This window comes from Rhizobium sp. BK008 (assembly GCF_014197345.1).
GTDB classification, from domain to species: domain Bacteria; phylum Pseudomonadota; class Alphaproteobacteria; order Rhizobiales; family Rhizobiaceae; genus Rhizobium; species Rhizobium anhuiense.
In genome coordinates, this window is sequence record NZ_JACIFK010000001.1 from 552,574 (window position 1) to 566,423 (window position 13,850).

Annotated in this window: 11 protein-coding genes; 8 read left to right on the plus strand and 3 right to left on the minus strand. The window is 61.9% G+C overall.

All coding sequences use genetic code 11. From position 1 onward, the window contains the following. The 3 genes from FHT69_RS02605 (at nucleotide 1) to FHT69_RS02615 (ending at nucleotide 1,962) form a co-directional block, all read left to right on the plus strand. Nucleotides 1-612: a flavin reductase family protein gene (locus FHT69_RS02605; RefSeq protein WP_028756353.1), complete on the plus strand. Its 612-nt coding sequence runs from the start codon at nucleotides 1-3 to the stop codon at nucleotides 610-612. A gap of 96 nt (nucleotides 613-708) precedes the next feature. Beyond that, complete coding sequence (locus FHT69_RS02610) at nucleotides 709-1,206, plus strand: heme-degrading domain-containing protein (protein ID WP_028756352.1); 498 nt, start codon at nucleotides 709-711, stop codon at nucleotides 1,204-1,206. 132 nt (nucleotides 1,207-1,338) lie between these two features. Beyond that, entirely contained in the window at nucleotides 1,339-1,962 is a 624-nt protein-coding gene (locus FHT69_RS02615) for a DUF2799 domain-containing protein (protein ID WP_028756351.1), read from the plus strand. A gap of 3 nt (nucleotides 1,963-1,965) precedes the next feature. Here the strand turns inward: FHT69_RS02615 and FHT69_RS02620 are convergent, their stop codons facing one another. Then, the gene (locus tag FHT69_RS02620; protein ID WP_047611018.1) at nucleotides 1,966-3,225 is read right to left on the minus strand and encodes an AGE family epimerase/isomerase; all 1,260 of its coding nucleotides are present in this window, start codon (nucleotides 3,223-3,225) and stop codon (nucleotides 1,966-1,968) included. Nucleotides 3,226-3,440: 215 nt separating this feature from the next. Here FHT69_RS02620 and metH point away from each other — a divergent pair, with 215 nt between their 5' ends. Next, nucleotides 3,441-7,214, plus strand: coding sequence for a methionine synthase (gene metH / locus FHT69_RS02625; RefSeq protein WP_183904873.1), 3,774 nt, complete (start codon nucleotides 3,441-3,443; stop codon nucleotides 7,212-7,214). A gap of 133 nt (nucleotides 7,215-7,347) precedes the next feature. On the opposite strand, the gene FHT69_RS02630 is transcribed toward metH, so the two are convergent. Both FHT69_RS02630 and FHT69_RS02635 read right to left on the minus strand, forming a co-directional pair. Next, nucleotides 7,348-8,112 (minus strand): GntR family transcriptional regulator, encoded by a 765-nt coding sequence (locus FHT69_RS02630; protein ID WP_011652849.1) that lies wholly within the window; start codon nucleotides 8,110-8,112, stop codon nucleotides 7,348-7,350. Beyond that, nucleotides 8,109-8,993 (minus strand): N-acetylglucosamine kinase, encoded by an 885-nt coding sequence (locus tag FHT69_RS02635; protein WP_183904874.1) that lies wholly within the window; start codon nucleotides 8,991-8,993, stop codon nucleotides 8,109-8,111. The genes FHT69_RS02630 and FHT69_RS02635 overlap by 4 nt, the downstream gene beginning before the upstream one ends. A gap of 524 nt (nucleotides 8,994-9,517) precedes the next feature. Between FHT69_RS02635 and FHT69_RS02640 the strand changes: the two genes are divergently transcribed. The 4 genes from FHT69_RS02640 to FHT69_RS02655 all read left to right on the plus strand — a co-directional run bounded on the left by FHT69_RS02640 (nucleotide 9,518) and on the right by FHT69_RS02655 (nucleotide 13,843). Beyond that, nucleotides 9,518-10,777 (plus strand): ABC transporter substrate-binding protein, encoded by a 1,260-nt coding sequence (locus FHT69_RS02640; protein ID WP_047611009.1) that lies wholly within the window; start codon nucleotides 9,518-9,520, stop codon nucleotides 10,775-10,777. Between the two features lie 214 nt (nucleotides 10,778-10,991). Next, nucleotides 10,992-11,939 (plus strand): carbohydrate ABC transporter permease, encoded by a 948-nt coding sequence (locus FHT69_RS02645; protein ID WP_028755804.1) that lies wholly within the window; start codon nucleotides 10,992-10,994, stop codon nucleotides 11,937-11,939. Nucleotides 11,940-11,948: 9 nt separating this feature from the next. Continuing rightward, nucleotides 11,949-12,788, plus strand: a complete 840-nt coding sequence (locus FHT69_RS02650; protein ID WP_028755805.1) for a carbohydrate ABC transporter permease — start codon at nucleotides 11,949-11,951, stop codon at nucleotides 12,786-12,788. Then, the gene (locus tag FHT69_RS02655; RefSeq protein ID WP_183904875.1) at nucleotides 12,785-13,843 is read left to right on the plus strand and encodes a Gfo/Idh/MocA family protein; all 1,059 of its coding nucleotides are present in this window, start codon (nucleotides 12,785-12,787) and stop codon (nucleotides 13,841-13,843) included. The genes FHT69_RS02650 and FHT69_RS02655 overlap by 4 nt, the downstream gene beginning before the upstream one ends. Nucleotides 13,844-13,850 lie beyond the last annotated feature (7 nt).

Sequence of the window (13,850 nt, forward strand, 5' to 3'; positions counted from 1 at the left end):
ATGTCCGTTTCCTTCGATTTCAAACAGCTCAGCGAGCGCGAACGCTACAAGCTGATGATCGGCACGATCATCCCGCGGCCGATCGCGCTGGTGACGACGGTGGATGAGGACGGCCGGATCAACGCCGCGCCCTTCAGCTTCTTCAACTGCCTTTCTGCCGATCCGCCGATCCTTGCGATCGGGGTCGAGAACAATGCCGACATGTCGTTCAAGGACACGGGCCACAATATCCGCATGACCGAGGTGTTCACGGTCAATATCGTCTCCTTCGCCATCGCCGAGGCGATGCATGTCTGCGGCGCCAAATATCCGCGCGGCGTCGACGAGCTGAAGCAGGCGGGGCTGACGGCGATGCCGGGCGAGAAGGTCGCTTCGCCCTTCATCGCCGAGGCGCCGGCCGCCTTCGAATGCCGGCGGCATGTGACGCTGGAACTCGGCCGCTCGCGGCAGATCGTCATGGGTGAGATCGTCTATGCGCATTACCGCGACGGGGTCGTCGATCCGCAAAGGCTGCATGTCGATCCGGCAGCGGTCGATGCGATTGCAAGGCTCGGCGGCGATACCTGCGCCACCATCCGCGACCGTTTCGAGATGCTGACGCCGAAGCTCTGACGGGTGCGATAGGCCATAGGCCCAAGTTTTGCTTTACTTTTTCGGCTCCCGCGCGAATGGTCTGCACGGATTATCGCGGCAGAGGAGCGCTTACCCATGACAATCGAGAACGATCTCAGCCGGATCGCGGAGCAGGAGAAAGCGCTGAGCTTCGACGCTTTCGACCTGACGACGGCATGGCAGCTCGGCAAGCTCCTGCAGGAACTCGCCACCGAGCGCGGCCTCGGCATCGCGATCGATGTGACCTTGCATTCGATGCCGGTGTTTTACGCGGCACTCCCTGGCGTGACGCCCGATAACGTCAATTGGGTCCGCCGCAAGCGCAACATGGTGTTGCGCTATTTCCGCAGCAGCTATGCCTCCGGCCTGAAGTTGCAGAAGGACGGCAAGACGGTCGAAGACAATGGGCTTGATGGCGCCGACTATGCGCCGCATGGCGGCAGTTTTCCGATCAACGTCAAGGGCACCGGTTGCATCGGCGCCGTCACTGTCTCCGGCCTGCCGCAGCGCGACGACCACAATCTCGCGGTCGAGGCACTGGCGCTGATGCTGGCGAAGGATCTGGATACGTTGCGGCTTGCCCCGCCGCTCTGATGCGACCTTTCCTGCCGTAATTTTGACAGAAAAAAGCCATGAAAACTGCAAAATCGTGTCGCCGCTCCGGTGACGCGGCCCTATCCTGCGGCTAAGCTGCGGCATCGCACTCCTATTTTACCCCGGGACGCCATGATCCGCTTGTTTCTTGCGCTTGCCGCCATTGTCGGCTTCGGCCTTTTCCTTGCCTCCTGCAACACGCTGTCCAAGGAGGAATGCGTCGCCGCCGACTGGCGGGTGATCGGTGAGAGTGACGGGGCGGCGGGCTACGAGCCGCAGCAGCGTTTCGCCGCCCATGCGAAATCCTGCGAACGGGTCAAGATCATCCCCGATCAGTCGATCTGGTTCCAGGGCTATCAAGCGGGCCTGGTGCGCTACTGCACGCCGCTCAGCGGGCTTTCACGCGGCCAGGCGGGCAGCGGCTATGCCAATGTCTGCCCACCGGAAACCGCGCCGGGGTTCCTGCGCGGCTTCAACCTCGGCAGCAAGCAGCACGGGCTGCAGGAACGCCTCAACTCGATGCAGAACGACTATAGCTCCAAGGAGATGAGCATTGACGAGCTTTCCGACAAGCTGAGGGATGCCAAGGATGGCGACCGCTCGGAACTGCGCCGGCGGATCGAGGATCTGGAAGACGACATGCACGACATCCGCCGCGACCAGCGCGACGTGCAGGACGATCTCGACCGCGTCAACGAGGATGTCGAATGGTTCCAGCGCAACCCGAGCGCCGAACTGCCGGCGCCGGGTTACTGAAGCTCAGAGCTTGCCATTGGCCTCGGCGATGCCCTTCGTCAGGCTGCCGGTTGCCGGGAAGAGGGGGATGAGGCAGGCCTGCAGCGCGTGGTAGATATCGCCCTTGCCGGGGAAGAGCGAGTGCGAGGGCACGAGATCTTCCGTCAGTTCCTCATGCCAGCCGCCGTTCTTGTGGTCAATGAAGGCGCGCTCGATCACGTTCCAGATCTTGCGGTAGCTCTCCTCGTGGAAATCGCTCGGCAGATGTTCGTTGAGGAAATGCGCGGCAGCCGCACCTTCGCAGGCCGGCCACCAGAGCTTATTGCGCTTGGCGGGCTTGTCGTCCCAGTCGAGCGTATAAAAGAAGCCGCCCTTGTCGTTGTCCCAGCCGAGCGCCATGGATTGGGCAAACAGCGCCTTCGCCGCATCCGGCATCCATTCGATGCGTTTGCCGCCGAGCGCCCAGAGCTGCAGGATCAGGCGAGCCCATTCCAGCCAATGGCCGGGCGTCGTGCCGGCCGGGCGGAACATTTCGTTCGGATGATAATAGGTCTTGTCGAGCTTCCATTCGGCGTCGAAATGCTCGGCGACGCGCCAGTCGACCGAACCGGCCGCGCGGCGGATGACGAGATCGGCGATGCTTTCGGCCTTGGTCAGATATTGCCTGTCGCCGGTCGCTTCGAAGGCCGCCATCAGCGCTTCGGTCAGATGCATGTTGGAGTTCTGGCCGCGATAGGCGCCGCCGTCGAGCGGCTGCCAGTCGGCGGTGAATTCCTCGGCGATCGCGCCGTGCTTGGCTTCCCAGAACTTTGTGTTGAGGATCTCGGTGATATCATTGAGCATGCCGTCGGCAAGCGGATGGCCGATGGTCTTTGCGGAGGAGGCGGCGAGCAGCACGAAAGCATGGCCATAGCCCTGCTTGTTGGAATCGACCGGACCGTCATTGTTAAGCGACCAGAAATAGCCGCCGTTTTTCCGGTCGCGATGATGGTTCCAGAGATAGTTCATGCCGTGGTCGGCGACGTCGGCAGCGCCCGGACGGCCGAGCAGGGCGCCGATCGAGAAGCAATGCACGGCGCGCGCGGCAATATGGATGCCGCGAACCTGGCCCTCGGCATCGAGCGGCCGGCCTCGGTCGTCGAGATCGTAGAAGCCGCCCTTGGGGTTGACCGAATTGTGCTGGAAGAAATCGAAGAGGCCGTTCGCCTGCTTGAGCAGCCAGTCGCGATGATAGGCGCGGGTCGTCCAGTTTCCAAGCGCGGCATTGCCGGTTGCGGGTGCCATGATGCTCCTCCGATTTCGTGCACAAGCGTTGCAAACGCCTATATAGAGGTCGGGCAAGCCTGTCATCGGTCTATCGCATCGGCCGTCCATTGCACGTCTGAAAAGGCGCGCGGCGCTGTAGCCTTGCAAAGCACGAAATCGATAGGCATATATTGACATAAAGATATCTTTATGTGATTTGGAAGTCTGGTCTTATGACGTCAAGGAGCCCTCCCGTGTTTGACAATCTCTTTGGTCCGGAAACGGGCAAGCGTGACGGCAGTGAAGTTTTCGCGGCTTTGAAACAAGCCGCGAGCGAACGCATCCTTGTCCTCGACGGCGCCATGGGCACACAGATCCAGGGGCTCGGCTATGACGAAGACCAGTTCCGCGGGACACGCTTCATCGGCTGCGCCTGTCACCAGAAGGGCAATAACGACCTTCTGATCCTGACCCAGCCGGACGCGATCGAAGAGATCCATTACAAATACGCCAAGGCCGGCGCCGACATTCTCGAGACCAACACCTTCTCCTCGACCCGCATCGCGCAGGCCGATTACGAGATGGAAGGTGCGGTCTACGACCTCAACAAGGAAGGTGCCGAGATCGTGCGCCGGGCGGCACAGCGCGCTGAACGCGAGGACGGCCGCCGCCGCTTCGTCGCCGGCGCCATCGGCCCGACCAACCGCACCGCCTCGATCTCGCCCGACGTCAACAATCCCGGCTTTCGCGCCGTCACCTTCGACGATCTGCGTTCCGCCTATGGCGAGCAGATCGACGGCTTGATCGACGGCGGCGCCGACATCATCCTCATCGAGACGATCTTCGACACGCTGAACGCCAAGGCGGCGATCTTCGCCTGCGAGGAGCGCTTCGCGGCCAAGGGCGTGCGCCTGCCGGTGATGATCTCCGGCACGATCACCGATCTGTCCGGCCGCACCCTGTCCGGCCAGACGCCGTCGGCCTTCTGGAACTCGGTGCGCCATGCCAATCCCTTTACGATCGGTCTCAACTGCGCGCTCGGCGCCAACGCCATGCGCCCGCATCTGCAGGAACTTTCGGGCGTCGCCGACACCTTCATCTGCGCATATCCGAATGCCGGCCTGCCGAACGAATTCGGTCAATATGACGAAACGCCGGAGCTGATGGCCGCGCAGATCGACAGCTTCGCCCGCGAAGGCCTCGTCAATATCGTCGGTGGCTGCTGCGGTTCGACGCCGGAACATATCAGGGCGATCGCCGAGACCGTCGCCAAGTACAAGCCGCGGCCGATCCCCGAGCATCGTCCCTTCATGTCGCTGTCAGGCCTCGAACCTTTCGAGCTGACCAAGGACATTCCCTTCGTCAATGTCGGCGAGCGTACCAACGTCACCGGCTCGGCGAAGTTCCGCAAGCTGATCACCAATGCCGATTATACGGCAGCGCTCGACGTCGCCCGCGACCAGGTCGAGAACGGCGCGCAGGTGATCGACATCAACATGGACGAGGGCCTGATCGATTCCGAAAAGGCGATGGTCGAGTTCCTCAACCTGATCGCCGCCGAGCCTGACATCGCCCGCGTGCCCGTGATGATCGATTCGTCGAAGTTCTCGATCATCGAATCCGGCCTGAAGCGCGTCCAGGGCAAGCCGATCGTCAACTCGATCTCGCTGAAGGAAGGCGAGGAGAATTTCCTCGCCCAGGCGCGGCTGTTGCACAATTACGGGGCGGCCGTCGTCGTCATGGCCTTCGACCAGACCGGACAGGCCGACAGCTATGAGCGCAAGGTGGAAATCTGTACGCGCGCCTACAAGCTGCTGACCGAGAAGATCGGCTTCCCGCCCGAGGATATCATCTTCGATCCGAACATTTTCGCGGTCGCGACCGGCATCGAAGAGCACAATAATTACGGCGTCGATTTCATCGAGGCGACGCGGACGATCCGTGAGCGCATGCCGCTGGTGCATATTTCCGGCGGCGTTTCGAACCTGTCCTTCTCGTTCCGCGGCAACGAGCCGGTGCGCGAGGCGATGCACGCCGTGTTCCTCTACCACGCCATCCAGGCGGGCATGGACATGGGCATCGTCAATGCCGGCCAGCTGGCGGTCTACGACAACATCGATCCCGAGCTGCGCGAGGCCTGCGAGGACGTGGTGCTGAACCGCCGCCCCGACGGCACCGAACGGCTGCTCGAAGTGGCCGAGCGCTTCCGCGGCGCCGGCGCCCGGGAAGGCCGGGTCCAGGATCTCTCCTGGCGCGAATGGAGTGTCGAGAAGCGTCTCGAACATGCGCTGGTCAACGGCATTACCGAATATATCGAGGCCGATACCGAGGAGGCGCGCCAGCAGGCCGCCCGGCCGCTGCATGTCATCGAGGGCCCGCTGATGGCCGGCATGAACGTCGTCGGCGATCTCTTCGGTTCGGGCAAGATGTTCCTGCCGCAGGTGGTCAAGTCGGCGCGTGTCATGAAGCAGGCGGTCGCCGTGCTGCTGCCCTACATGGAAGAGGAAAAGCGCCTCAACGGCGGCGAAGAGCGCCAGTCGGCCGGCAAGATCCTGATGGCGACGGTCAAGGGCGACGTGCACGATATCGGCAAGAACATCGTCGGCGTCGTGCTGGCCTGCAACAATTACGAGATCGTCGACCTCGGCGTCATGGTGCCGGCGACGAAGATCCTCGAAACGGCGATCGCCGAGAAGGTCGACGTCATCGGCCTTTCGGGCCTGATCACGCCGTCGCTCGACGAGATGGTGCACGTTGCGGCCGAGATGGAGCGGCAGGGTTTCAAGATCCCGCTCTTGATCGGCGGGGCGACGACCAGCCGCGTGCATACGGCCGTGAAGATCCATCCCGGCTACAACAACGGGCAGACGATCTATGTGACCGATGCCAGCCGCGCTGTTGGCGTCGTCTCGGCGCTGCTCTCGCCGGAGACCCGCCAGGGCTATGTCGACGATATAAGAGCCGAATATGCCAAGGTGGCGGCCGCCCATGCGCGCAGCGAGGCCGAGAAGGTGCGCCTGCCGTTGCCCCGGGCTCGCGAGAATGCTCACAAGATCGACTGGTCTGCCTACCAGCCGGTGAAGCCGCAATTCTTCGGCACGCGGGTGTTCGAGGATTACGATCTGGCCGAACTTGCCAAATATATCGACTGGACGCCGTTCTTCCAGACCTGGGAACTGCGCGGCCGTTACCCCGCCATTCTCGAAGACGAGAAGCAGGGCGAGGCAGCGCGCGCGCTCTGGACCGATGCGCAAGCCATGCTCAAGAAGATCATCGACGAGAAGTGGTTCCGCCCGCGCGCCGTCATCGGCTTCTGGCCGGCCGGCGCCGTCGGCGACGATATCCGGTTGTTCACCGACGAGAGCAGGACGCAGGAGCTTGAGACCTTCTATACCCTGCGCCAGCAGCTTTCGAAGCGGGACGGGCGGCCAAACGTGGCGCTCTCCGACTTCGTCGCGCCTGTCACAAGCGGGGTTCAGGATTATGTCGGCGGCTTCGTGGTGACGGCCGGTATTGAGGAAATCGCCATTGCCGAGCGTTTCGAACGGGCGAACGATGATTATTCTTCGATCCTGGTCAAGGCGCTGGCCGACCGTTTCGCCGAGGCTTTTGCCGAGCGTATGCATGAGCAGGTGCGTCGCGAATATTGGGGCTATGCCAAGGACGAGACGCTCAGCAAAGAGGATCTCATCACCGAAGCCTATGCCGGCATACGCCCCGCGCCCGGTTATCCCGCCCAGCCAGACCACACCGAAAAGGCAACGCTCTTCAAGCTGCTCGACGCTGAAAAAGCGGCCGGCGTGAAGCTGACGGAAAGTTATGCGATGTGGCCGGGTTCCTCGGTCTCCGGCCTCTATATCGGCCACCCTGACTCCTATTATTTCGGTGTCGCCAAAATCGAGCGCGATCAGGTGGAAGATTATGCCAGGCGCAAGGGCATGGAGGTTTCCGAAGTCGAGCGCTGGCTCGGACCGGTGCTGAACTACGTGCCGCGCAAGGCGGATGAGGAGATCGACGACGCGGCGTAACCAGCCGTTTGGCGTCTTCCGCTGATAAAATAATTCAAGAAACGAGGGAGCCGGAAGTGAATCACTTTCCGGCTCCATGCTTTTGAAAATCAAGAAGATTTTTCTTTTGAGCCGATGATGTCGGCCTTGCGGTTCAAGTCACCGCGATCGTCAGCTCCGCGACGAAATCATAGGCGTCGCCGCGATAGAGCGAGCGGGTGAATTCCACGGCGCGGCCGGAGCCAAGATAGGAGATGCGCTCGATCGACAGGCCGGCCGCACCGACCGAGACGCCGAGAAGCTGGGCGTCGGCTTCCTTCATATTGGTTGCCGAGATGCGCTGCACCGCGCGTACCGGGCGGACCTGGAGGCGTTCGAGTTCAGCATAGAGCGAATTGGTGACGGCCGAGGGATCGGGCAGGAACTCGCCGGAAACGCTGGCATTCTCGATCGCCAGCGGCTGGTCGTCGGCGATGCGCAGGCGGGAGAGGCGCGAAACCTTGACGTCGGTGCCGAGGCCGAGAATCATCATCTCGTCGGGCGAGGGGGTGTGGATGCCCTTGTGCAGCCATTCGGAGCGGGAGGACATGCCGCGGCGCGCCATATCCTCGGTGAAGGAGGTCAACTGCGACAGGCGTTGCTCGACCTTGGAGACCGGCTTGGCGACGAAGGTGCCCGAGCCGTGGCGGCGCACCAGCAGGCCGTCGGCGACCAATTCGTCGATCGCCTTGCGGACGGTGACGCGGCTGACGGCGGCGAATTCGGCGATGTCGCGTTCCGGCGGCAGCGCATCGCCGTGGCCGAGCGTGCCGGTGCGCACGGCCTCTTCGAGCATGCGGCGCAGCTTGACGTAGAGCGGGCCGGTACCGGCAGCCTGCAGGCGCTCCAGGGATAGGATGGTAGCGAGGTCGTCGCTCATGCCGCACCTCTCTGCCTGTTGTTCAGGAGCTTCACCGCAAGTCCCACCGCGCCCTGCAGGGCATCGCCCTTCGGTTTGGCGAGCAGCAGCCTGTAACGTTCGGCAAGCCAGGGTTCATAGGCTTCGGCAAGGCCGCCGAGCAGGCAGATCGACGGGCATTCGGGCCAGAGCAGCGCCTCGAGGCTTTCGCCGATCGCGGTCGCGGCGTCGGTGACGATGCCAACCGCAACAGTATCGCCCTTGGCCGCATGTTCGAAGACAACAGGTGCGTAGCGGGCAAAGTCCTTCGGTCTTGCCGAATGCGCGAATTCGACGATGCGCTCGGGATCGTTGCCGTATTCGGCCATCACCGCTTCGGTGATCGGCGATGCCGGCCGCACCCCGTCATGGGCGAGCAGCGATCGTTCCATTAGGTCGCGGCCGAGGCGGGCGCCGCTTGCCTGGTCCCCAACGACGAAACCCCAGCCGCCGATGCCGTTCAGCCGGCCAGCCCTACGGGCATTATAGACCGAGCCGGTGCCGAAGGCGCCAACGATACCGTCGGCATCGCCGAGCGCACCCTGCAGGGCAATCAGCGCATCGGTGACGACGCGACCTTCGGTAAAGGGCAGGGCCGTTTCGATTCGTCTGCCGTAATCGCCGACGTTGGCACCGGCGACGCCGACGACGGCTGCGACGGAGGAGATGGTTTCAGCAGCAAGCCCGGCATCGCACAGCGCCTGCCGGGCGGATTCGACGATATTGAGAAGAGAGTTTTCGAGATCCGACAGAATGTTGGCAGGGCCTGATTTGCCGCGGCCGATGACATTGCCGTTTCCGTCCGCGACTGCGGCCCGGCAGCTCGTTCCGCCGCCGTCTATGCCGATTGCAAGCTCCGTCATCGGGCCTCCGAATATACCGTTCCCTATGTTTTTTAATACAATACCAAAAAAATACCATTTACCAAGTGGGAATGAGGGAGAAAATCAATCTTTTTATCTCATTGATTTCACTAGATTTAATTTTTTAACGAATTTTCTCAGGCCGAAAAGTTAAATTCGGCTGGACAATTGGTATTTTTTTGGCATTAATTCCGCAAAAGGGAACAGCACTTCGAAGCCCACGAAAACCGGCAGTTAAGCCAAGCCGGAACCGCTACGAAGGTGATCGAGATGACGACCCACTGGCCTATCGGGCTTGTGGCGAATTCGGGCATTCATCGCTTTCCCCATCATTTCGCCGCCCCGGTGTAGCCGCTGGGAAGGTGCGCAGTCCGGCCGCAGGCGATCCGCCTTCGTGTCCGTCGAGCTTTCGGGACCGGCATTGCTGGCGGTCCTCCAAGGGGCGTTGGGTGTTGCCTCAGGCACGCCAATTGCTTGTTTCAGATCGAAAACAGCGCCTCGCGGCGCTTAAACAGGAGAGGGAAATGAAAAACACTGCTCTGAAAAGCTTCCTGCTTGCATCCAGCCTGCTGACGTCAGCAGGCCTCGTCCATGCCGCCGACGTCACGCTGACGATCGAAAGCTGGCGCAATGACGACCTGCAGATCTGGCAGGAGAAGATCATCCCGGCCTTCGAAGCCAAGAACCCGGGCATCAAACTCGTCTTCTCGCCGACAGCACCGACCGAATACGATGCTGCAACGTCTGCCAAGATCGATGCCGGCAGCGCCGGCGACATCATCACCTGCCGTCCCTTCGACAAGTCGCTGGCCCTGTTCAAGAGCGGCAACTTGACGAGCCTGAATGATCTGCCGGGTATGGAGAACTTCTCGCCGGTCGCAAAGGCCGCCTGGACGACCGACGACGGCAAGTCGACCTTCTGCGTGCCGATGGCTTCGGTCATCCACGGCTTCATCTACAACAAGGATGCCTTCGACAAGCTCGGCATCTCGGTGCCGAAGACGCAGGACGAGTTCTACGCAGCGCTCGACAAGATCAAGGCCGACGGCACCTATATCCCGCTCGCCATGGGCACGAAGGACCTCTGGGAAGCCGCCACCATGGGCTACCAGAACATCGGCCCGAACTACTGGAAGGGTGAGGACGGCCGCGCCGCCCTGATCGCCGGCAAGCAGAAGCTGACCGACGCCGACTGGGTCAAGCCCTATGAAGAGCTTGCCAAGTGGAAGCCCTATCTCGGCGACGGCTTCGAAGCTCAGACCTACTCCGACAGCCAGAACCTCTTCACGCTCGGCCGTGCAGCGATCTACCCGGCCGGCTCGTGGGAAATCGCGCTGTTCAACAGCCAGGCACAGTTCAAGATGGGCGCCTTCCCGCCGCCGGTTCCAAAGGCTGGCGACACGGGCTACATCTCCGACCATCCTGACATTGCGGTCGGCCTGAACGCGAAGAGCGCGCATGCTGAGGAAGCCAAGAAGTTCCTCACTTGGGTTGCTTCGCCTGAGTTCGCCGATATCTACGCCAACGCGCTGCCGGGCTTCTTCAGCCTGAACTCCAACCCGGTCAAGATGTCCGATCCGCTCGCTCAGGAATTCGTTTCCTGGCGCGGCCCGTACAAGTCGACGGTGCGCTCGACCTATCAGATCCTGTCGCGCGGCACGCCGAACCTCGAAAACGAGACCTGGGTCGAATCGGCCAACGTCATCAACGGCACGGATACGCCGGCGGTTGCTGCCGAAAAGCTCCAGAAGGGCCTCGACAGCTGGTACAAGCCGGCCAAGTGATGTGATCAGGGGCGGCGTTTGCTGCCCCTCATCCAGCCTGCCGGCCACCTTCTCCCCGCGTGCGGGGAGAAGGAGATTCGCAGCGACCTCCCAGCCCGACATAGCATCCCAGCAGGGCGTTCCTTTCTTCCCAGGTGGTGGAGAGTCCGGGTGAGGCGCAACGTTTTCCACCTGTGCTGCCCTTGCAGCCAGTCGACATGAACAGGCAAAAGCCATGAGCGAAACCAACAACGCGGCCGATATCGTCCCGCTCAAGCGCCCGGTGCGCTGGCACATTTTCGTCTTCATGCTGCCAGCCCTGATCGTCTATTCCGCCGTCATGGTGCTGCCGCTCATCGAAACCCTCCGGCTGTCGCTCTACAATATGGTCGACGGGCAGCCGGCCTTCGTCGGACTGGCGAATTTCAAGGTGCTGTTCGGCGATGCGCGCTGGGCGCGCGATTTCTGGAATGCCCTTGTCAATAACCTGATCTTCTTTGCCATCCACATGTGCGTGCAGAACCCGATCGGCGTGGCGCTTGCCGCCCTGCTTTCGGTGCCGAAACTGCGCGGCGTTGCCTTCTACCGCACGGCGATGTTCCTGCCGACGCTCTTGTCCTTCGTCATCGTCGGCTTCATCTGGAAACTGATCCTCTCGCCGATCTGGGGCGTGGCGCCCTGGATGCTCGATCTCATCGGCTTGAAATTCCTGTTCGCGCCTTGGCTCGGCAAGTCCGGTTCGGCGCTGATCGCGGTGTCGCTGATCTCGAACTGGCAATATATCGGCATTCCGATGATGCTGATCTATGCCGCGCTTCTCAGCATCCCTGAAGAGGTGATCGAGGCGGCCGAATGCGACGGCATTACCGGCTGGGCGCAATTCTGGAAGATCAAGCTGCCGCTCATCCTGCCGGCGATCGGCATCATCTCGATCCTGACCTTCGTCGGCAATTTCAACGCCTTCGATCTGATCTACACCGTGCAGGGGGCGCTCGCCGGGCCTGACATGTCGACCGACATTCTCGGCACCTTGCTCTACCGCACCTTTTTCGGTTTCCAGCTTCAGCTCGGCGACCGCTCGATGGGCGCGACGATCGCTACGGTGATGTTCCTCATCATTCTCGCCGGCGTCTCGCTTTATCTCTTCGTCATCCAGCGGCGCATGCGTCGCTACCAGTTCTGAGGAGCGCGCATGTCCAAGGCACGCACATCTCCCATCCGCACCGGCCTCGTGCATCTGGCGCTGAGCGCCTATACGCTGGTCGCGTTGTTTCCGGTGTTTCTGACCATCGTCAACTCGTTCAAGGATCGCGCTTCGATCTTCCGCGAGCCGCTGATGATCCCGACGCCGTCGACCTTCAGCCTTGTCGGCTATCAGACGGTGCTGGGGCAGGGCGATTTCGCCACCTATTTCCAGAACAGCTTCATCGTCACGATCGTCTCGATCCTGCTGGTGCTGCTCTTCGGCGCCATGGCGGCCTTCGCCCTGTCGGAATATCGTTTCCGCGGCAATACGCTGCTCGGGCTCTATATGGCGATCGGCATCATGATCCCGATCCGTCTCGGCACGGTGGCGATCCTGCAGGGCATGGTGGCGGCCGGCCTCGTCAACACGCTGACGGCGCTGATCCTCGTCTATACCGCGCAGGGCATACCGCTGGCGATTTTCATCCTGTCGGAATTCATGCGCACGGTTTCGGATGACCTCAAGAATGCCGGGCGCATCGATGGGCTTTCCGAATATGCGATCTTCTTCCGGCTGGTGCTGCCGCTGGTGCGCCCGGCCATGGCGACGGTCGCCGTCTTCACGATGATCCCGATCTGGAACGACCTCTGGTTCCCGCTGATCCTGGCGCCGTCGGAGGCCACCAAGACGGTGACGCTCGGCTCGCAGATCTTCATCGGCCAGTTCGTCACCAACTGGAATGCGGTGCTGGCGGCGCTGTCGCTGGCGATCCTGCCGATCCTCGTCCTCTACGTCATCTTCTCGCGGCAGCTGATCCGCGGCATCACGTCAGGAGCCGTCAAGTGACCATAAAACCGATCCGCGTCCTCGTTGCCGGCCTCGGCAATATGGGCCGCAGCCATGCGCTCGCCTATCACAACAATCCAGGCTTCGAGATCGTCGGTCTCGTCAACCGCTCGACGCCGAAGCTGGAGCCCGAGCTGCAGGGCTATACGATCCATCCCGACTTCATGACGGCGCTCGCCGAGCTGAAGCCGGACCTCTGCTCGATCAACACCTATTCCGACAGCCATGCCGATTATGCCGTCGCCGCCTTCGAGGCCGGCTGCGACGTCTTCGTCGAAAAACCGCTGGCGACCACCGTCGCCGATGCCGAGCGCGTGGTCGCGGCGGCTGGGAAGGCCGGGCGCAAGCTGGTGATCGGTTATATTCTTCGCCATCACCCTTCCTGGATGAAGCTGATCGAGGAGGCGCGCAAGCTCGGCCCGCCTTACGTCTTCCGCATGAACCTCAATCAACAGTCCAGCGGCCCGACCTGGGCGACGCACAAGTCGCTGATGCGCACCACCTCGCCGATCGTCGATTGCGGCGTGCATTATGTCGACGTCATGTGCCAGATCACTGATGCCAGGGCTGTCGAGGTGCGCGGCATGGGGCTGCGCATGTCCGACGAGATTGCCGCCGACATGTATAATTACGGTCACCTGCAGGTGCTGTTCGAGGACGGTTCGGTCGGCTGGTACGAAGCCGGTTGGGGACCGATGATCTCGGAGACCGCCTTCTTCGTGAAGGACGTGATGTCGCCGAAGGGCGCGGTTTCCATTGTCATGGATCCGAACGCCAAGTCCGACGATATCGACACGCACACCAAGACCTCCGTGATCCGTCTGCACACGGCCGAAACCGGCGCGGACGGCAAGTTCATCCGGCCAGACCAGGATATGAGGATGACCGGCGAGCCCGGCCATCAGGCGCTCTGTGACCTGGAACAGGCCTTCATGCTGAGGGCGATCCGCGAGGATCTGAACCTCGACCGCCACATGGCGGATGCGGTGGCATCGCTGCGCATCTGCCTTGCCGCCGACGAGAGCGTGCGTACCGGCCAGCCGGTCAGATTGTAAGGGAAAG